The sequence below is a fragment of the Micromonospora sp. DT178 genome (assembly GCF_049841695.1).
Classification (GTDB): Bacteria; Actinomycetota; Actinomycetes; order Mycobacteriales; family Micromonosporaceae; genus Micromonospora.
On record NZ_JBNCKV010000014.1, the window covers coordinates 38,652 to 57,716 of the forward strand.

The following is a 19,065-nucleotide window of genomic DNA, read 5'->3' on the forward strand; positions in this document are numbered from 1 at the left end:
ATCGAAGACGATCACCCCCCACCGGTGGCCCCGCACCGCCGCCACCGACCCCCACCCCCCGCAGGGAGCGTCGCCGTGCAACCCGTACCCGCCCTCCACCCCGGCCCGGGCCGTCGCTGGTCCTCGCGCGCCACCCGTCCGCTGCTGGCCCTCGCCCTGGTCGGCGCGAGCCTGGCCGCCACTCCCGCCGCGCCGGCCGGCGCCCGGGACCTGCCCCCGGCCGCGCCGCTGGCCGCCAACCCGTACGAGCGGGGCCCCGCGCCCACCGTGGCCAGCATCGAGGCCACCCGCGGCCCGTTCGCCACCGCGCAGACCACCGTCGCCGCCGGCAGCGTCAGCGGCTTCGGCGGCGGGACGATCTACTACCCGACCAGCACCGCCGAGGGCACCTTCGGCGCGGTCGCCATCTCCCCCGGCTTCACCGCGCGCCAGACCTCGGTCGCGTGGCTCGGCCCCCGCCTGGCCTCGCAGGGCTTCGTCGTCATCACCATCGACACCCGGTCCGTGTACGACCAGCCGGCCAGCCGGGGCACCCAGTTGTTGGCGGCCCTGGACTACCTGACCAACACCAGCACCGTCCGCACCCGGATCGACCGGAACCGGCTCGCCGTGATGGGTCACTCGATGGGCGGCGGCGGCAGCCTGTCGGCGGCCAGCACCCGGCCCGCGTTGCAGGCGGCGATCCCGCTGACCGGCTGGCACACCCAGAAGAGCTGGTCGACGGTGCAGGTACCGACCCTGGTCATCGGGGCCGAGAACGACACGGTGGCCCCGGTCTCGTCGCACTCGGAGCCGTTCTACACCAGCCTGCCGGCCACTCTGGACAAGGCGTACCTGGAGCTGAACGCGGCGAGCCACTCCGCGCCCACCTCGTCGAACGTGACGGTGGCGAAGTACAGCATCTCCTGGCTCAAGCGGTTCGTCGACGACGACACCCGCTACGAGCAGTTCCTCTGCCCGGCCCCCGTGGGCTCGGCGATCGAGGAGTACCGGGACACCTGCCCGCACTCCTGACCCCACGCTCCGGAGCCGTCGCGCGCACTGGGGGCCGCGACGGCTCCGGATTCCACCCGCCGGGCGGCGCGGGGCCCTTCGGGGACCGCGTCGCCCGGACGCGGGCTCAGGAGCGGGTGCCGAGGAACCGCAGCGCGTTGCCGCCGAGCAGCAGGGCGCGCTGTTCCCCGGTGAGGAAGTCCGCCTCCCGCACCACCCGGCCGACCGGCCGCTCCCCCAGCGGGTACGGGTAGTCGCTGCCCACGAGCACCCGCTCGGCGCCCATCGTGTCGACCAGCAGCCGCAGCGCGGGCGTGGAGAAGACCACCGAGTCGACGCAGAACCGGTCGACGTACGAGCTGGGCGGGGCGGTGGAGGCGCCGCGTACCAGGTCGCCCCGGCGGTGCCAGGCGTTGTCGGCGCGGCCCAGCCAGAACGGGAAGCTGCCGCCGCCGTGCGCGAAGCAGATGCGCAGCGTGTCGGGCACCCGGTCGAAGACGCCGCCGAGGATCAGCGCCAGCACCGACAGGTGCGTCTCGGCGGGCATCCCGGCGAGCCAGCGGGCCATCCACCGGTCCAGCCGGGGGCCGCCCGGCATGTCCCACGGGTGCACGAAGACCGGCGCGCCCACCTCGGCGCAGTGCGTCAGGAACTCCACGATCCCGGCGTCGTCCAGGTCGCGGTCGCCGACGTGGTTGCCGATCTCCACGCCGGCGTGCCCGGCCGCGAGGCAGCGGTCCAGCTCCGCGCAGGCCGCCTCCGGGTCCTGCAGCGGCACCTGGCAGAACGGCACCAGCCGGTCGCCACCGGCGGCGGTGACCTCCAGGGTGAGGTCGTTGAAGATCCGGGCCACCTTCACCGCCTGGTCGGCGGGCCGGTCGTAGCTGAAGAAGACCGGGGTGGGCGAGACGACCTGCACGTCCACGCCGTCGGCGTCCATGTCGCCGAGGCGGGTCGGCGCGTCCCAGCACTCCGCCCCGACCGGGCGGAACTCCGTCTCCCCCACCATGATCATGGCCGCCCGCTCGGAGTCGACCCGCAGCCAGGGCCAGCCGGACCCGCCGCACGCCGCGCCGAGGTCCGGCCACCCCTTCGGTACGACGTGCGTGTGCACGTCGACCACGGGAGGCCGCGCCGGCCCGGGCCCGGCGGGCATCAGCCCTTGCCCGGGTGCAGCGCGCCGCAGTTCCCGCAGGTGCGGGCGGCCTCGTCGGCGTAGAACGCCTGGAAAACCGGGGGCAGGTCGGCGGCGATGTCCCTGACCTGCAACTCCACCTCGTGCACCTTGTGCCCGCACTCGGTGCAGTACCACTGGAACTTCTCCAGCGTGCCCTCCTCGCGGACCCGCTCCACGACCACGCCGATCGAGCCGGCCTCGGGCCGCTGCGGCGAGTGCGGGGTGTTGCGCGGCAGCATCCACATCTGGCCCTCGCGCACGTGCACCGTACGCGGCCCCTCCGGGGTCATCAGGTTGACGTGCATGTTGCCCTTGACCTGGTAGAAGAACTCCTCGTACGGGTCTACGTGGAAGTCGGTGCGCTGATTGGGCCCGCCCACCACCATCACGATGAAGTCGTCCCCGCCCGGGAACATCTCCTTGTTGCCGACCGGCGGCTTGAGCAGGTGCTGGTTCTCCGCGATCCAACCGGGAAAGCTGAACGGCTCCGCGATCTCACTCACGACTGACCTCCTGACGGAAGAAGGGCCACGGCCTGAATCTCGATGAGCAGGTGCGGGTGGGGTAGTTGGTGCACGGCGACGGTGGTGCGGGTGGGTCCGGTGGCGTCGAAGTATTCGGCCCAGACCTGGTTGTAGCCGCCGAAGTCGTTCATGTTGACGAGGTAGGTGGTGACCTGGACGAGGTCGGTCAGGTCGGCGCCGACGGTGCGCAGCAGGTCGGCGATGTTGTCGATGACGGCTCTGGTCTGTGCGCGGATGTCGAGGTTGGTGGTGCCGAACTCGTCGACCTGCACGCCGGCGAAGGTGTTGTCGGGCCGTCGTGACGAGGTGCCGGAGACGAAGACGAAGCCGCCGGCGACCTTGACGTGGGGGAACGCGCCGCGAGGTACGGCCTTGCCGGCGACGACGTGCGCCTGCGCGGTCGTGCCATGGTTCGCGGTCGTGCCGTGGCCTGCTGTCGCGCCGTGGCTTGTGGTCATGCCGATGCTCGCAGGGTGGCGGTGCCAAGGTTCTCGACGACGGCGCGCACGTGGGCGCCGGGTTTCAGGGGGACGGCGGCGGTGGCGGCGCCGGCGAGGAAGACCCAGCCTTCGCGCAGCCGTACGCCGTGGCGGCCGGCGAGGCGGATGCCTTCGTCGAGGGCGCGGCGGGGGTCGCCGAGGATCGCGGCGGTCGAGCCGACCTGCGCGACGCGTCCGTCGATCTCCAGCAACACACCCAGGTTGTCGAGCCCGTCGGGCACCGGGGACCAGGGGCCGATGGTGAACGCGGCGGCGGAGGTGTTGTCGGCGATCACATCCGGCAGGGAGAACGTGAAGTTGGCGTAGCGGGAGTCGATGACCTCGATGGCGGGGGCGACCGCGCGCACGGCGTCGGTGAAGTCGCCGACGGGTTCGCCGGGTTCGGGCAGGCGGTCGAGCAGGAACGCCACCTCCGGCTCCACGCGGGGGTGGATGAAGGCACTGACGTCGAGGGTGCCGCCGTCGGGGATACGCATGGTGTCGGTGAGGCGGCCCCAGATGACCTCGTCCACGCCGACCTGGGCCATCTTCGCCTTGCTGGTCAGGCCCATCTTCAACCCCACCAGGCGCTCGCCCCGGTCGAGGCGGCGCTGGATCAGCGCGGTCTGCACCGCGTACGCGGCATCGACGTCCAGGCCCGTCTCGGCGGCCAACTGTGGGATGGCGGTGGCGGTGTCGGCGGCCACGCCGAGGCGCTCGGCGATACCGACAGTGTCCGGCCCGATCATGGCGTCTCCTCTGTTCGCGACTGCACGGGCTCGCACGCCCGGCTCACTGCTCGCGCTCACTGTGCCGCGCCGTTCTGTGCGCGACCGTCGGCGAGGTCCAGTGCCACGTCCACGATCATGTCCTCCTGCCCGCCGACCATCCGGCGGCGACCCAACTCGACCAGGATCGAGCGCACGTCCACGCCGTACTTGTCCGAGGCCCGCTCCGCATGCCGCAGGAAGCTGGAATACACCCCGGCGTAGCCGAGGGAGAGGGTTTCCCGGTCGACCTGCACCGGCCGGTCCTGCAACGGCCGCACGATGTCGTCGGCGGCGTCCATCAACGCGAACACGTCACACCCGTGCTGCCAGCCGTGCAGCTCCGCGACGGCCACGAACACCTCCAGCGGCGCGTTTCCCGCGCCGGCGCCCTGCCCAGCCAGGGAGGCGTCCACCCGCACCGTGCGCCCCGACGGCGAGCCGAGCGGGCCGTCGCCGAGGATGCGGCCGTGCTCGACCGCGACCACGCTGTTGGCGACGCCGAGGGACAGGTTGTGATGCGCATGGATACCGATCTGCGTGGTCGGCTCCAACACCTGCCGATAGGCGTCGACTCGCTGCGCGACATCGGACATGAGTAGTCGGCCGCCGGAGTCGGTGACGTAGACGCAGTGCGCCCCGTACGACTCCATCAGCTTCGCCTGCCCGGCCAGGCCCACGGGGTCGTTCATGTGCGACATCATCAGGAAGCCGGAGACGTCCATGCCGTTCTCCCGCGCCCACGCGATGTGCTGCGCCGAGATGTCCGCCTCAGTGCAGTGCGTCGCGATGCGCACACTCGTCACGCCGAGGGCCTTCGCCGCCTTCAGATCCGCAATCGTGCCGATCCCCGGCAGCAACAACGTCGTCAGCTTCGCCGACGTCATCACCTCGGCCGCCGCCGAAATCCACTCGGCGTCACTGGCCGCACCATGACCGTAGTTCACACTCGAACCAGCAAGCCCGTCACCGTGCGCGACCTCGATCGCCGCCACCCCCGCCGCATCCAACGCCGCGGCGATGGTGCGGACCTGCTCGACGGTGTACCGGTGGGCGACGGCGTGCATGCCGTCGCGCAACGTCACGTCCTGGATGTACAGATCGGTCATGACAGGGCCTCCGAGGCGGCCTTGGGGCGCAGCGCGACCAGGCGCTCCGCGGTGCGCAGCGCGGCTGAGGTCATGATGTCCAGGTTGCCCGCGTACGCCGGCAGATAGTGGCCCGCGCCGGAGACCTCCAGGAACACCGAGACCTGCAAACCGCTCAGGTGCCGACCCAACGACGGCACATAGGTGTCGACCCGGTCGAACTGCACGTCCTGCTTGAGCCGGTAGCCGGGCACGTACTCCTGCACCGACGCCACCATCTGCGCCACCGACCCGGCGATCGCCGCCCGATCGGCGTCAGCATCGGGGCACAGGCAGTAGACCGTGTCGCGCATCAACAACGGCGGATCCGCCGGGTTCAACACGATGATCGCCTTACCGCGCTGCGCGCCACCGACCACCTCGATCGCCCGCGCCGTCGTCTCGGTGAACTCGTCGATGTTCGCCCGCGTCCCCGGACCCGCCGACCTCGACGCGATCGACGCCACGATCTCCCCGTACGCCACCGGCGTCACCCGACCGACAGCGGCGACGATCGGCACGGTCGCCTGCCCACCACACGTCACCATGTTCACGTTGCGCTCACCCAGATGCTCGTCCAGGTTCACCGGCGGCACCACATACGGGCCGATCGCCGCCGGCGTCAGATCCACCACCAGCCGACCGTGCGCGGCCAACACCGCGTCGTTGCGCCGATGTGCGCCGGCCGACGTGGCATCGAACACCAACTCCACATCCGCGAACTCCGGCATCCCGACGAGACCGTCCACACCCTCGGCGGTGGTCGCCACACCCAACCGGCGGGCCCGCGCCAAACCGTCGGAGTCGGGGTCGATGCCCACCATCGCCACCATCCGCAACGACTCCGACAACCGCAACACCTTGATCATCAAATCGGTGCCGATGTTGCCCGACCCGATCACCGCCACGCCGGTGGTCACGACGCCTCCTTCGAGAAACACGTGCGGACAGAGCCCAGACCGGAGATCCGCGCCTCGTAGGCCGCGCCTGCCGTCACCGGCACCATCGGACCGAGCGCCCCGGAGAGCACCACGTCACCGGCGCGCAGCGGGTCGCCGGAGCGGGCCATCGTCTGCGCCAGCCACTGCACCGCGTGCAACGGATTGCCCAGGCACGCCGCGCCCGCCCCGACCGACACCGGCTCACCGGCGTGTTCGAGGACCATCCCGCACAACCGCAGGTCCACATCCGCCAGCCGACGCGGCGTCGTGCCGAGCACGAACAGGCCGCTGGAGGCGTTGTCCGCCACCGTGTCCACGATCGAGATGTCCCACCCCGCCACCCGCGAATCCACGATCTCGATCGCCGGCAACACGTGATCCACCGCCCGAATCACGTCCGCGCTGGTGATCCGCTCGTCGGGCAGGTCCGCGCCCAGCACGAAGGCGACCTCCGCCTCCACCCGGGGCTGCAACAGCCGGTCCATCGCGACCTCGGCCCCGTCGGGCACCGCCATGTCGTCCAGCAGCACCCCGAAGTCCGGCTGGAACACCCCGAAGCTCTCCTGCACCGCCCGGGAGGTCAGCCCGATCTTCGCGCCCACCCGCCGGTGGCCCCGCTGCAACCACTGCCGCACCTGGAGTTGCTGCACCACGTACGCCGACGTGACGTCCCCCTCGGGCAGCAGCCGCCCGCGCAGCGGCGCACACGGCGTGCCGTTGTCCCGCGCGTCGACCAGTTCCCGGGCCGCCGCCTCGTAATCAACGCTCATGTCGACTCCTCGCTGCCCGCGAAGCCGCCACGGGGCTCCACGCCACTGCGCCTGATGGCCTGCACGCTCATGTCAGGTCCACGCAGACGTTGGTGAGTTCGGAATAGAAACCCAACGAGTGCACGCCACCCTCACGCCCGATACCCGACGCCTTCACCCCACCGAACGGCGTCCGCAAATCCCGCAGGAACCACGTGTTCACCCACACGATCCCCGCATCCAACCGCGCCCCCGCCCGATGCGCCCGACCCACATCCCGCGTCCACACCACCCCCGCCAACCCGTACTCCGTACCGTTGGCCAACGCGAACGCCTCATCCTCATCATCGAACGGCGCCACATGCACCACCGGCCCGAAGATCTCCTCGGTGTTGGTGCGGGCCTGCGGGCCCAGCCCGGCCAACACCGTCGGCAGCACATAAGCCCCACCGTCACGGGCATCACCGAAACGCGGTGCGCCGCCCCCAGCAAGCACCTGCGCACCCTCGGCACGGGCAAGGTCGTAATAGCCCAACACCTTGTCCCGGTGCTGATGCGAAATCAACGGCATGTTCACCGTCGCCTCATCCGCAGGCCACCCGAACCGCAGCTCGGCAGCCCGCTCCGCCAACCGGGCCGTGAACTCCTCGAACACCGGCCGCTGCACATAGATCCGCTCAGTGCACAGACACACCTGGCCACCGTTGGTGAAACTCGACCGCACCGAGCCGGCCACCGCCGCATTCAGATCCGCGTCGGCGAACACCAGACCGGCGTTCTTGCCACCCAACTCGAAGGAAACCGCCTTCACCCCGTCGGAGGCGGCCCGCATGATCGCACCCCCCGTCGACGACTCACCCGTGAACGTGATCGCGTCCACCCCCGGATGCCGGGTGAGGAACTCACCCGCCGAGTCCGGACCGAAGCCGTGCACCAGGTTGAACACCCCCTCGGGCACCCCCGCCGCGGCCATCACCTCCGCCAACAACGTCGCCGACGCCGGCGTCTCCTCACTCGGCTTCACCACCACCGCGTTACCGCACGCCAGCGCCGGAGCGACCTTCCACGTCAACAGCAGCAACGGCAGGTTCCACGGCACGATCACCGCCACCACACCCACCGGCTTACGCACCGCGTAGTTCAGCGCCCGCCCGCCGGTCGGCGTGACCGTGGTGAAGGACTCCGTCGGCGCCGTCGCCACGATCTCCGCGAACGCGCGGAAGTTCGCCGCACCACGCGGGATGTCCAACGTCCGCGCCTGCGAGATCGACTTACCGGTGTCGGCGACCTCCGCGGTCACCAGATCGTCGAAACGGCGCTCCAACTCGTCGGCGACCCGACGCAGCACCTCCGCGCGCTCCCGCTCCCCCATCCGACCCCACGGCCCCCGCAGCGCCGCCCGCGCCGCCGCGACCGCATCGTCCACACACGCCCGATCCGCCTCGGCCACCTCGAACACCGGCTCACCCGTCACCGGACTGCGCTTGACGAACCGCCGCCCACCCTCGACGAACTCACCACCGACGAAGTTGCGCAGCAGGCCCGGGCCGTCGGGCGCCCGCCCGGCCATCAGCCGGGGATCCCAGGTCACGGTCATCGACGCCTCCCTCGGCTGATCGTGAGGCCGACCGCGCCGGCCAGCAGCGCCGCCGCCCCGGCGGCCACCGCCCCGAGCACCCGGTGCTGCCGGCGGACCCGGCGACGCACCTCCGCGTACGGGGTGGTCGAGAAGGACACCAGCTCGTAGCGGGAGACGTACCGGCCCGGCAGGACCCGCTCCAGCGCGTGCTCGACCTTCCGACCCGCCTGGAACAGCGGCGAGGCGACCTTGTCCCGCATCTCCACGAAGTTCGCCAGCGCCATCTGCGCGATCGCCTCGGCGTTCTCCTGTCGCCGCTGTTGGAACAGCGGCAGCGCGTCCGACCAGTCGTCGGCGCACTCGTCCAGGCAGCGGTCCAGCTCGACCACGTCCTCGAAGGCGCAGTTCGCGCCCTGGCCGTAGAACGGGACGATGGCGTGTGCCGCGTCGCCGAGCAGGCCGACCCTCCCGTACGCCTGCCAGGGGGTGCAGCGGACGGTGCCGAGCACACCCACCGGGTTGTGCTGGTAGTCGTCGACGAGGCCCGGGGCGAGCGGCGGCAGGTCCGGGTAATGCTCGGCGAAGTGCCGCTCGATGGCCGCCGGGCTGCCCAGCGAGGCGAAGCTGGCGGTGCCGTGGGTGGGCCAGAAGAGCGTGCAGGTGAACGAGCGGTCCGGGTTCGGCAGCGCGATCATCATCGAGGTGCCGCGCGGCCAGATGTGCAGCGCCTCCGGGTCGAGGGCGAAGTCCCCGCCCAGCGGCGGGATCGTCAGCTCCTTGTAGCCGTAGTCGAGGAAGTCCACGCTCTCGGTCAGCAGCCCGTACGCCAGCAGCTGCCCGCGCACCGCCGAGCCGGCGCCGTCGGTGCCGAGGACGACCGACGCGGTGGCCGCGACCGGGCCCTGCGGGGTCTCGAAGGTCATCTCGCCGCTGGTCGGGTCGAGCCCGACGAGCCGGTGGTCGAAGGCGGCCCGCACCCCCGGCAGGCTGGTGGCCGCGTCGAGCAGGGCGTTGTTCAGCGCGCCCCGGCTGATCGAGTTGATCGCCCGGTCGCCAGAGGCGCTGTACGACTGGAACTGCGCCTCGCCGTCGACGGGGTGGATCATCCGGCCGCGCATCGGCAGCCCGTCCGCCAGCACCTGCTCGTCCAAGCCGATGCGGCGCAGCGCGTCCAGGCCCCGCTCGGAGAGCGCCAGGTTGATGGAGCGTCCCCGCTCCACCGTGCCGGTACGCGGGTCGGGTCGCCGCTCGTAGAGCGCCACCGGGTAGCCGCGCCGGGCCAGGAAGCAGGCCAGCAGGCAGCCGGCCAGGCCCGCGCCGACCACCGCGATCTCGTTCCGCTCGTCGGTCATGAGTTCACCTCCGTTCGCGACTGCGGGGCTCGCAACCCCGGCTCACTCCTCGCGCTCACCATGAGTTCACCTCCACCGTGGCGGCCAGCGCGTCGGCGACCCGCCAGCAGTCGTGGAACGTGGAATAGAGCGGTACCGGAGCGAACCGGATGATGTCCGGCTCCCGGGCGTCGGCGATCACGCCGTGCTCGTGCCGCAGCCGCTTGGCCAGCCCGGCCGCGCTGCCCGCGCCGATGCGCACCGAGAGCTGGCAGCCGCGCCGCTCCGGCTCGCGTGGGGTGACCACGGTCAGCGGACGGTTCGCGGTCACCTCGTCCAGCAGCCCCGCCAGGTAGCCGGTGAGCCGGAGGCTGCGCTCGCGCAGCGCGGGCATCCCGACGGTGTCGAAGAGTTCCAGCGAGGTCCGCACCGGGCCCATCGCGAAGATCGGCGGGTTGGAGATCTGCCAGGCCTCCACGGTGGCCGGCGGCCGGGAGACGGGGGTCATCTCGAACCGGGTGGCCGCCTCGGTGCTCCACCAGCCCTCGAAGCGGGGCAGGTCCGGGTCGCCGAGGTGCCGCTCGTGCACGAAGACGCCGGCCAGCGCGCCGGGCCCGGAGTTCAGATACTTGTAGGAGCACCAGGCAGCGAAGTCGACGTCCCAGTCGTGCAGGGCCAGCGGGACGTTGCCGGCGGCGTGCGCCAGGTCCCAGCCGACCACGGCCCCCGCCGCGCGGCCGGCGGCGGTGATCGTCGGGATGTCCATCAGCTCGCCGGTGAGGTAGTTGACCCCGCCGAGCAGCAGCAGCGCCACCGTGTCGCCCTCGGCGGCCAGGTAGGCGGTCACGTCCTCGGTGCGCAGGGTGTCCTCGCCGGCGCGCGGGCGCAGCCGGACGACATTGGTGTCCGGGTCCAGGCCGTGGAAGCGGACCTGGCTGCGCACGGCGTAGCTGTCCGAGGGGAAGGCGCTGTCCTCGATGACGATCCTGGTGCGCGCCCCCGCCGGCCGGTAGAAGCTGACCATCAGCAGGTGCAGGTTGACGGTGAGGGAGTTCATCACCACGACCTCCGCCGGGGTGGCGCCGACCAGTCGCGCGGCCGGCGCCGTCAGCAGCTCGTGGTACGGCAGCCAGGGGCGTTCCGCCTCCAGGTGCCCCTCGACCCCGAGCCGGCGCCACGCGTCCAGGTCGGCGAGAAGTTCGTCGCGGGTGGCCCGCGGTTGCAGACCGAGGGAGTTTCCGGCCAGGTACGCGGCGTCGCGGAAGCGCCCGCCGTCGGCCGGCGGCACGTGGAACAGGTGGCGGTGCCCGGGATGGGCGGCGTCGAGGCGGCGCGCCTCGGCCTCACCGGCGGCGAAGCTGGACGATTCGGATGTGGGGGTGGTCATGGGGTCGTCTCGCTCTCGGGTCACATCGCTGTCCGGGCCGACCACAGCTCGGGGAAGACCACCCGGGCCATGCTGCGCTGCAACCACGCCAGTCCGGCGGAGCCACCGCTGCCGACCTTGGCGCCCATTGTCCGCTGCACCGCCTTGACGTGGTGCTGCCGCCAGTCGCCGAACTGCTCGGCCACCTCGGTGAGCGCCTCGCCCAGCATCCGCAGGTGGTTCTCCGGCCCGGGCTCGGCGTAGATCCGCACCCAGGCGGCCTCCACGGCGGCGTGCGGCTGGTGCTCGGCGGCGAACTCCCGGTCGAGCAGGTCGGCCGGCAGGTCGTGGCCCTGCCGGGCCAGCAGGGCGAGCACGTCGTCCCAGAGGCTCGGCGCCGCCAGGGTGGCGCGCAGCTCGGTGTGGACGTCGGTCTGTCGCCGGAACGGCCGGATCAGCGTCTCGTCGCGGAGGCCGAGCAGGAACTCCAGGTGGCGGTACATCGCCGACTGGAAGCCGGAGCCCTCGCCCAGCAGGTTGCGGAACCGGTTGAAGTCGGCGGGGGTCATCCAGCGCAGCCCGTTCCAGGCCGCGTTCAGCCCCTCCAGGTGCAGCGCGGCGCGGCGCAGCGGGGCCAGCGCGTCCCACACCCGGTCGGCCCGCAGCAGCCGCTGCGTCTCGCGCAGCTCGTGGCAGGTCAGCCCGAAGTACAGCTCCATGATCTGGCTGACCATCAGGAAGGACATCTCACCCGGGTCGTCGCTCAGCGGCTGTTGCAGTTGGTGCAGCGTGCTGGCGTGCACGTACGCGTCGTACGGCACCCGCTCGGCGAACTCCAGCGTCGGTTCGCCGCCGTTGCGGGCGGCGCGGGCCGCGCGCTGCCGCGGGGTCGCCGGGCGCACCGCCGCCATGGCGGGTACGCGCACGTCCGTCTGCTTCACCGGTGGCCTCCCTCTGCTTCGTCACCCCGGGACGGCCGACGGTCGGCCGTTTTCGGGATGCCGACATGATCTCTCGGCGGAACCCCCGGATGGAATGCCGGATCAACGGCGCTCACCCCGTCTGACCTGCGACGCAGAAGGCATGAGCCGGATTCGGCTTCGAGAAAGTAAGGTCGCCTCATGGACGACATGGACTGGGCGCTGCTGCGGGAACTGCAGGCCGACGCGCGCCTCTCCTTCAGCGAGCTCTCCCGCCGGGTGCACCTGTCGCCGCCGGCCGTGGCCGAGCGCGTGCGCCGGCTGGAGGAGTCCGGCGTGATCACCGGCTACCACGCCCACGTCGACCTGACCCGGGCCGGCCGCACCGTGGTCGCGCTGATCCGGATGTCCTGTTACGGGGCGCGGTGCATCCTGCACGACCCGAACGTGGCGGGCTGGCCCGAGATCCTGGAGATCCACCGCATCACCGGCGACGCGTGCAGCATGCTCAAGGTGGCCGCCGGGTCGATTGACGACTTCGAGGGCGTCATCGACCGGCTCGCCCCGTACGGCCAGCCGTCCAGCACGATGGTCCTCTCCACCCCCCTGGCGTGGCAGCCCGTCACCCCGCTGCCCCCCGCCGACCGGCCGCGCTGACCCGCCCCGGGTTTGCCCCCCGGCCAGCGGGAAAGCAGGCCCTGTTGCCCGGGGAGGATTCCGGTGATCGTCACCGGAAGGGGGGATCATGCCGGTGCTCACAGCGTTCCAACGTGCCCTGACCCGCGCTCTGACCGTCTTGGGGCTGGTCGGGGCTTTCGTCCTGACGACCGTCGCACCCGCGTGGGCGGGTGAGAACACATTCGTCGAGGTGGTGCCCAACAGCGCGCAGGCCGGTACCCGGGTCAGCATCCGGGCCGGTTGCGACAACGCCAACAACCGCCAGGCCGACGTGCACTCCGACGCCTTCGGGCGGGTGATGCTGCGGCCGGACAACGGCTTCCTGACCGGCCAGGTCACCATCCCGGGCAGCAAGGAGCCCGGCGACTACCCGGTCGACCTGCGCTGCGACAACGGCAAGACGGCGACCAGCACGCTCACGGTGCTGAACATGGAGCAGCCCAGCAAGGGCCCGGCCACCGGGGGCGGCGGCACCGCCGGCACCTCGGGCACCGGCTCGATGCTGATGATCGGCGGCCTCGCGGTCGTGGCCCTGGCCGTGGGCTTCGGCTTCTTCGGCAACCGCCGCCGGACCGGGTCCGGTTCCTGACCCGCCGTCGCCATGGCCGGCTCCCAGAGGCGTACCAGGCGATCGGATCCGGGCCGGGTCCGGGCGACCACCCGGCGGGCGCTGCGGGCGTCCCGCCGGGCGGCGGCCGCGACCGCCCGCCGGCTGCGCCGGGTGGCCGGGGAGGCGGTGTCGGCGAGCGTCGCCACCACCGATCCGGCCGCCGGTCCGCTGCCCGCCCGACCGCGGTACCGCCGGATCCCGGCCGGCCGCAGCCGGTGGGCTCCCGGCCGGGGGCCCGGCCTGCCGGTCCTCGTGATCGGGACGCTGATGGCGCTGATCATCACGATGCTCGGCGTGGAGCGGATCGCCGGCGTGAGCGTGCTGCCGGAGCGGTTCCTCGCAGGGCTGCGACCCGCGCCGAAGAAGTTCCCGGTGCTGCCCGCGAGCCGGCCCGTCGGCATCGAGATCGACCCGATCGACGTCCGGGCGCCCGTGCACGGCGTTGGCATCGCCCCGGACGGCAGCATCGCGGTGCCGGACGCCGCCCGCGCCCAGGAGGCCGGCTGGTACGACCAGGGCCCGACCCCCGGTCAGTACGGCCCCTCGGTGATCGTCGGGCACGTCGACACCAGCACCGGGCCGGCGGTCTTCCACAAGCTGCGGGACCTGCACGACGGGGATCGGATCGAGATCGCCCGGCAGGACCGGTCGGTGGCCGTCTTCGAGGTGGACTCCGTCGAGCGCTTCGACAAGGACCGGCTGCCGGTGGACGAGGTCTTCGGGGACTTCAGCCGCCCCCGGCTGCGCCTGATCACCTGCGGCGGGCGCTGGGTGGGCGGGGAGACCGGGTACGCCGACAACGTGGTGGTGTTCGCGTCGCTGGTCCGGGCCCGCACGACGTGACCGGCCCCCGACGCCGTCCGCGGGCCAGATTCCCCCGCGCGGGCGACGGTCAGGCCGCCTCGGGCTCGCGCAGGTCGAGCCAGTCCGCCCAGCGGGGATCCGGCGCCCGGTGGCCGAGCACCCGCCAGGCGGTGCCCTTCGGGGCCGCCGGCAGCGCGTGCAGCCGCCAGCCCAGCTCGGCCGGCGTCTTGTCGCCCTTGGTGTGGTTGCACCGGGCGCAGGCCGCCACGACGTTCTCCCAGGCGTGCCGGCCGCCCCGGCTGCGCGGGAAGACGTGGTCGATGGTCTCGGCGGGACCCCGGCAGTAGGCGCAACGCCAGCCGTCCCGGGCGAAGATGCCGCGGCGGGAGAGCCCGACGTGGGTGCGGTAGGGCACCCGTACGAAGCGGGTGAGCCGGACGACCGACGGCACCGGCAGCGCGTCGCGGGCGCTGTGCAGGATGCCGTCGCCGTCGGCGACACAGACCGCCTTGGCGGAGAGCACGAGAATGGCGGCACGACGCACCGACACGACACACAGCGGCTCGTAGGTGGCGTTGAGGACCAGCGCACCGGAGCCCACCGTGGGTCGTATGTCAGGCATCGCGTTCACCCTCCCGGTTCAGCGGCCCCTGCTCGCCACCGCCGACCGGGCACGGGCACGGCGACCCACCACGGCCGACGCCGGCCGGATCACCGACGTCCGTGCGCCCATCGTCCCTGATCGGACCCCGGATTGCACGTACTAATGTCGGAAGCCGATTGGACATCACCCGGAAACGGACAGAGTCGGCTTCTGAGCAGGGCCTGACCCATCAGCACCTCTCGACGTTCTACACCCGTTCTCGATCTCAGTTGTGCCGGATCCGTGCCCAATGATCTTGCTTATGCATTGAAGTTGATAAAATTGATCAAGCCAACTTAAGATCACTGAAGTGCCTGACGTGAAGAGGCAGGCCCCTCGAGACGCTGATGTCAAGATCCGCTAGCCCCGCCGGTCGCGGTCGCACTCCGTCTGCCCCTACGGTGCTCCTGTGGGCGTGGTTCAGAGCAGCGGAAGCGTACGTCTGTGCAAGATCAAACGCCCCGGAGGCGTCTTTTGGTTTGATCTCCAGCAGGTCCTTCAGGACCGTGACGGGACGTGGCTGCGGGGCCCGGCCGGTTCACCATGGGGGCTCCGCATGACAGTGGCACTCTTCCGGTACCCGTCGTGGTGTTGCTCGCGGCGGGCCGTCCGTGGGTGGCGTGGCGGGTCGGCGATCCTGCTGATCGACGGCTTGAGATCGACGTGTGCCTCCCGTCGGAGGGTTCCGAAGCAGGCTGGCAGTATGTCGATCTCGAACTGGACCCAGTGCTCCACGAGCGGGATTCGCGTGTCGAGATCGAGGACTGGGACGAGTACGAACAGGCGTGCCGCAACGGCTGGATGAGCACGGATGACGCCAAGCTCGCACATTCCACGGCCGAAGATCGCGCCAGGGCACTCCGACGCCGGGACGAGCCCTGGCAGGAGCGCGGATGTCAACTGCTCTCTCAACAGCCGTGAGGACTCGGATGCCGCACGCTCATCGACATGAGCGGACGTCTCGTCGACGGCCAACCGGCCGCCCCTCGTGCCCACCGGTCAACACCTCGGCAACCTCACCCTCGGACAAGCGCAGCCACCGAAGGAGGACCACGGCGGCATCCCAACCAGGGTGAGCAGTCACCGCGAGCCGGCAACCGTGACCACGCCTCGCGGTCCTCAAAGCTGAGCCACAGACGGCGCCGGACACCCCGTCCAGCCGGCTCCACCCCGGCGCGCCCGTCGTGTCCACCGCCGCGCACGTCCGGTCGCGGCTGGCGCCAGAACTGCTCGTGCTCCTGGTGTTGATCGCCGCCGGCCCGGCGGCTCGCAGCCGTGTCCATGCCTCTCCAATACCGCGCCGCGTGCGCCGGGACGTGACCGGCCGCCAGGCCGCATGCGCGGCCCGGAGCTGACGCGGCGGCGGGCCGCAAGCGGCCCGCCGCTTGACCAGGTGAAGGAAATCCGAACACACGCTCCAGCTAGCGACCCGGTAGTCCCGGGTTCCTATTTCTACCTGCCGGCGGCTGTGGCGTTCGTGGGCCGTCTCCGGGGCCGGGAACTCGGCGGGCCCTGTATTCACGGGCCGCAGCGATGAGTTCCCGGAAGAACACGGATGGTGGTGTGATCTTGCCTTCGTTTCCGATTGGGGAGGGTGCTAGCGGTATGAGCAGGTCGGTGTGGGGTGAGTGCAGCCACAGGGCCATCTGGTAGAGCTCCGGAATCCGCAGGAGTCGCAGGTCGAACCCGGCCGCTTCGAGCTGTGGCAGGGCCCGCGCGGCTTTGATCGCGGTGGCAGTGGCTCCCACCGACGAGCTTCGGTAGAAACTCGGCGGGAACGTGCGTTCCGGCGTCTCGGAGACTTCGGCGCCGGCGATCACGTTGCCGCCGGACTCCAGCAGGAAGCGCCACCCTACCGGCTGCGCCCGCTCCAGACCGCCCTCGGCCTCGATATCGTCGGGTGCCAGGACGAACACCTGGTGCGGCGTGGACACCTCCACGTCTTCCGGGGCGACCTCACCCAGCAGTTTCGGGCCGCCCCCGCCAGCCCTGGCGACATGGCCGAGCTTGGAGCGTGTCTCATCCCGGATCCGACCCGGCGGCTCAGGCATGTTCAACGGCATTGCGAACCTCTCTTGGGCTAGTTTCTCCGAGTCTTGAAAGTCCGGTTCCACGTGCCGTTCACGCCGCCTGGATACCCGCCGAAAAGGGTATCCCATTCGACCCAGAGGATGGGGGCGTCTTCCAAGCCGTCGTGCTGCCCTCCCGTGTCCTCCCAGGGGTCGTGCACGAATACGTGTACCAGTTCGTTGCTGTCTGCGCGGTAGCTGTACCCCCAGATGTTGACGATGTGGCCGCTGAGCCCACCGCGCCAGCCTATGTTCATGACGATCGGGCGCCCGGCGTCTATCTCCGCCTTGACCTGTTCCTTCGTCAACGCGTTGAACCTTTTGAGCTCACCCCAGGTGATGGTGTTGGTGTCACGGGAGAAATTGTCAGGGTTTTCACCGGCGGGAACCGGAACGTCGTGCCCGGCCACTCGCAGCGCCGCCTCGTCCGGCCAGTGGCCGTGGTTGCAATCCCAGGGGCCGCCGCCAGGCGCACAACAGTCGTACGTCGGCTGATCAGGGTGTTGTGCGTGCCAGTCAGCAAAGATCTGGTCCATCACCGGGGTGGCGAGCTGGCACTGGGTAAAACGCTCTGCGGCGGCGTAGTAGTTTGCCACGCTGACCGTCGTCGCGTTCCAGCACCAGTTGGTCTTCTGTTGGTATTGCCTCCAAGACGAATACGGGCCGATGAACTTGACCATCACGTCCGTGTCTAGCTCTGGCATACGCCGTCCCTTCGCTGCGCAGTTGTGCCGTCGCCGGGTTTCAGGGCTCTGACGGTAAGACCCGGAAAGAGGGTAGTCAATACGTCGCAGACAGTAGCCGACTTGCGGGCGAAGCCCACACCGGACAAATCGTCGGGCGATTGTCCTAGATCCGATACAACGTCAAGCGTCAAGTAAAAGTGGTTCTGTCACAGTTGTTGCGAAGGGCTCCGTAAGCCCACGGCCTACCTGCGACCGCCTCCGACAAGGTTCTCCGCGAGAATCTTTGCAGCGGCGTTAACCCTGTGCATTTTCTGCGCGGGTTGTGGCGCGCACCGAAGTGGGTGCCTCACGAAAGTGAGGTACTCAAGCTCATTGGTGTGGCGCCTGAGGCACGGCGCTGTGGCCCGAGGGACGCCGGGCGGGGTCACGCCGCGGAGGGTCGGCGGGATCCGGCCCCGCCTGGTGGGGTACGAAGACAGCGTGACCGTTGTCAGCCTGACGCCGCCCGCCCTGCCCGCCGTCGAGGCGCCGGACCCGGCTCCGTCGCCGACCTGCCTGGACGACGCCCTCTGCAAGAGCGTCTACGACATGACCGGCTCGGTGTGGTTCGCCGAGGGCAGCTACTGGATCCTGCTCAAGCCGCTGCGGATCGCGCTGATCCTGCTGCTGGCGGTCGCCGCCCGGTGGCTGGTGCACCGCACGATCCGCCGGCTGGTGCGCACCACCACCGACGCGGGCGTGCCGACCATGCTGCGCCCGCTGCGCGAGCGGATCCCCACCGCCTCCGTCGAGCCGGGCGAGTTCGTCCCGGAGCGACGCCGGCAGCGGGCCGAGGCGATCGGTTCGGTGCTGCGCAGCCTGAGCACCGCGTTCATCTTCGGCATCGCGCTGCTGATGATCCTCAAGGAGTTCAGCTTCGACCTGGCCCCGCTGCTGGCCAGCGCCGGCATCGCGGGCGTCGCCCTCGGCTTCGGCGCGCAGAGCCTGGTCAAGGACCTGATCGCCGGCCTGTTCATGCTGATCGAGGACCAGTACGGCGTCGGCGACACCGTGGACCTCGGCGAGGCGACCGGCGTGGTGGAGTCGGTCGGGCTGCGGGTCACCACCGTCCGCGACGGGCGGGGCGTGCTCTGGTACATCCGCAACGGCGAGATCGTCCGGGTGGGCAACAAGAGCCAGGGTTGGGCCCTGGTGGTGGTCGACCTGCCGATCGGCTTCGCCGGCACGGAGGAGGCCACGGCCGTGCTGCGGACCGCCGCCGCCTCGGTGGCGATCGACCCCGACCTGGCGCCGGAGATCGTCGAGGCCCCGGAGGTGCTGGGCGTCGAGCAGATGACGGTCGACGGCGCGGTCATCCGTACGGTGGTCAAGACGACCGCGGACGGGCAGTTCGCCGTCGGCCGGGAGCTGCGTCGGCGGCTCGCCGAGGCGTTGGAGAACTCCGGCATCACCGCGAAGATCGCCGCCGCCCGGTTCTACCCCGGCATGCCGGTGCGCACCCCCGGCGAGACCGGGCAGGGCGGCGCCACCTGAGGCGCCCGAACGCCGGGCGGCGGGGGTCGCAAGCCGGGTGGCCCCTCGGGTATCGTCCGTTCGTTCAGTCGGAGATGCGACGATCTACC

The 19,065-nt window shown here is 71.0% G+C and carries 20 protein-coding genes; 6 read left to right on the forward strand and 14 right to left on the reverse strand.

Going from position 1 to position 19,065, the window contains the following annotated elements; all coding sequences use genetic code 11:
* Positions 1-75: 75 nt before the first annotated feature.
* Positions 76-1,014: a dienelactone hydrolase family protein gene (locus ACLQ22_RS23165; protein ID WP_425694169.1), complete on the forward strand. Its 939-nt coding sequence runs from the start codon at positions 76-78 to the stop codon at positions 1,012-1,014.
* A gap of 106 nt (positions 1,015-1,120) precedes the next feature.
* Here the strand turns inward: ACLQ22_RS23165 and ACLQ22_RS23170 are convergent, their stop codons facing one another.
* From ACLQ22_RS23170 to ACLQ22_RS23220, 11 genes are all read right to left on the reverse strand, one after another.
* On the reverse strand, positions 1,121-2,149 hold the full coding sequence (locus tag ACLQ22_RS23170) for an amidohydrolase family protein (protein ID WP_121399406.1): 1,029 nt from the start codon (positions 2,147-2,149) through the stop codon (positions 1,121-1,123).
* Positions 2,149-2,673 carry a 3-hydroxyanthranilate 3,4-dioxygenase gene (locus ACLQ22_RS23175; RefSeq protein ID WP_425694170.1) on the reverse strand — a complete coding sequence of 175 codons (525 nt, stop codon included), beginning with the start codon at positions 2,671-2,673 and terminating at the stop codon, positions 2,149-2,151. The genes ACLQ22_RS23170 and ACLQ22_RS23175 overlap by 1 nt, the downstream gene beginning before the upstream one ends.
* Positions 2,670-3,152 carry a RidA family protein gene (locus ACLQ22_RS23180; protein ID WP_425694171.1) on the reverse strand — a complete coding sequence of 161 codons (483 nt, stop codon included), beginning with the start codon at positions 3,150-3,152 and terminating at the stop codon, positions 2,670-2,672. Before ACLQ22_RS23180 ends, ACLQ22_RS23175 begins: the two co-directional genes overlap by 4 nt.
* Entirely contained in the window at positions 3,149-3,922 is a 774-nt protein-coding gene (locus ACLQ22_RS23185; RefSeq protein WP_425694172.1) for a 2-keto-4-pentenoate hydratase, read from the reverse strand. The genes ACLQ22_RS23180 and ACLQ22_RS23185 overlap by 4 nt, the downstream gene beginning before the upstream one ends.
* Positions 3,923-3,978: 56 nt before the next feature.
* Complete coding sequence (gene dmpG, locus ACLQ22_RS23190; protein ID WP_425694173.1) at positions 3,979-5,049, reverse strand: 4-hydroxy-2-oxovalerate aldolase; 1,071 nt, start codon at positions 5,047-5,049, stop codon at positions 3,979-3,981.
* Complete coding sequence (locus tag ACLQ22_RS23195; RefSeq protein ID WP_425694174.1) at positions 5,046-5,987, reverse strand: acetaldehyde dehydrogenase (acetylating); 942 nt, start codon at positions 5,985-5,987, stop codon at positions 5,046-5,048. Before ACLQ22_RS23195 ends, dmpG begins: the two co-directional genes overlap by 4 nt.
* Positions 5,984-6,778 (reverse strand): 2-keto-4-pentenoate hydratase, encoded by a 795-nt coding sequence (locus tag ACLQ22_RS23200; RefSeq protein WP_425694175.1) that lies wholly within the window; start codon positions 6,776-6,778, stop codon positions 5,984-5,986. The genes ACLQ22_RS23195 and ACLQ22_RS23200 overlap by 4 nt, the downstream gene beginning before the upstream one ends.
* A 67-nt stretch (positions 6,779-6,845) precedes the next feature.
* Positions 6,846-8,327: a 2-hydroxymuconic semialdehyde dehydrogenase gene (locus ACLQ22_RS23205; RefSeq protein ID WP_425694274.1), complete on the reverse strand. Its 1,482-nt coding sequence runs from the start codon at positions 8,325-8,327 to the stop codon at positions 6,846-6,848.
* Between the two features lie 23 nt (positions 8,328-8,350).
* Positions 8,351-9,688, reverse strand: coding sequence for an FAD-dependent oxidoreductase (locus ACLQ22_RS23210; protein ID WP_425694176.1), 1,338 nt, complete (start codon positions 9,686-9,688; stop codon positions 8,351-8,353).
* A 55-nt stretch (positions 9,689-9,743) separates the two neighbouring features.
* Positions 9,744-11,054 carry a kynureninase gene (kynU, locus tag ACLQ22_RS23215; protein WP_425694177.1) on the reverse strand — a complete coding sequence of 437 codons (1,311 nt, stop codon included), beginning with the start codon at positions 11,052-11,054 and terminating at the stop codon, positions 9,744-9,746.
* Between the two features lie 20 nt (positions 11,055-11,074).
* Positions 11,075-11,944, reverse strand: coding sequence for a tryptophan 2,3-dioxygenase (locus ACLQ22_RS23220; protein WP_425694275.1), 870 nt, complete (start codon positions 11,942-11,944; stop codon positions 11,075-11,077).
* Between the two features lie 210 nt (positions 11,945-12,154).
* Here ACLQ22_RS23220 and ACLQ22_RS23225 point away from each other — a divergent pair, with 210 nt between their 5' ends.
* The 3 genes from ACLQ22_RS23225 to ACLQ22_RS23235 all read left to right on the forward strand — a co-directional run bounded on the left by ACLQ22_RS23225 (position 12,155) and on the right by ACLQ22_RS23235 (position 14,084).
* Positions 12,155-12,610: an Lrp/AsnC family transcriptional regulator gene (locus tag ACLQ22_RS23225; RefSeq protein ID WP_425694178.1), complete on the forward strand. Its 456-nt coding sequence runs from the start codon at positions 12,155-12,157 to the stop codon at positions 12,608-12,610.
* An 88-nt stretch (positions 12,611-12,698) separates the two neighbouring features.
* Positions 12,699-13,220 carry a hypothetical protein gene (locus ACLQ22_RS23230; protein WP_425694179.1) on the forward strand — a complete coding sequence of 174 codons (522 nt, stop codon included), beginning with the start codon at positions 12,699-12,701 and terminating at the stop codon, positions 13,218-13,220.
* 12 nt (positions 13,221-13,232) lie between these two features.
* Complete coding sequence (locus ACLQ22_RS23235) at positions 13,233-14,084, forward strand: class F sortase (RefSeq protein WP_425694180.1); 852 nt, start codon at positions 13,233-13,235, stop codon at positions 14,082-14,084.
* A 49-nt stretch (positions 14,085-14,133) separates the two neighbouring features.
* On the opposite strand, the gene ACLQ22_RS23240 is transcribed toward ACLQ22_RS23235, so the two are convergent.
* Positions 14,134-14,667 (reverse strand): HNH endonuclease, encoded by a 534-nt coding sequence (locus ACLQ22_RS23240; RefSeq protein WP_210832062.1) that lies wholly within the window; start codon positions 14,665-14,667, stop codon positions 14,134-14,136.
* Positions 14,668-15,273: 606 nt separating this feature from the next.
* Between ACLQ22_RS23240 and ACLQ22_RS23245 the strand changes: the two genes are divergently transcribed.
* Complete coding sequence (locus tag ACLQ22_RS23245; RefSeq protein WP_425694181.1) at positions 15,274-15,609, forward strand: DUF402 domain-containing protein; 336 nt, start codon at positions 15,274-15,276, stop codon at positions 15,607-15,609.
* Between the two features lie 500 nt (positions 15,610-16,109).
* On the opposite strand, the gene ACLQ22_RS23250 is transcribed toward ACLQ22_RS23245, so the two are convergent.
* Positions 16,110-16,751 (reverse strand): hypothetical protein, encoded by a 642-nt coding sequence (locus tag ACLQ22_RS23250; RefSeq protein WP_425694182.1) that lies wholly within the window; start codon positions 16,749-16,751, stop codon positions 16,110-16,112.
* 17 nt (positions 16,752-16,768) lie between these two features.
* Positions 16,769-17,461 carry a hypothetical protein gene (locus tag ACLQ22_RS23255; RefSeq protein WP_425694183.1) on the reverse strand — a complete coding sequence of 231 codons (693 nt, stop codon included), beginning with the start codon at positions 17,459-17,461 and terminating at the stop codon, positions 16,769-16,771.
* A gap of 462 nt (positions 17,462-17,923) precedes the next feature.
* Here ACLQ22_RS23255 and ACLQ22_RS23260 point away from each other — a divergent pair, with 462 nt between their 5' ends.
* Complete coding sequence (locus tag ACLQ22_RS23260) at positions 17,924-18,976, forward strand: mechanosensitive ion channel family protein (RefSeq protein WP_370040361.1); 1,053 nt, start codon at positions 17,924-17,926, stop codon at positions 18,974-18,976.
* The last annotated feature ends 89 nt before the right edge of the window (positions 18,977-19,065 follow it).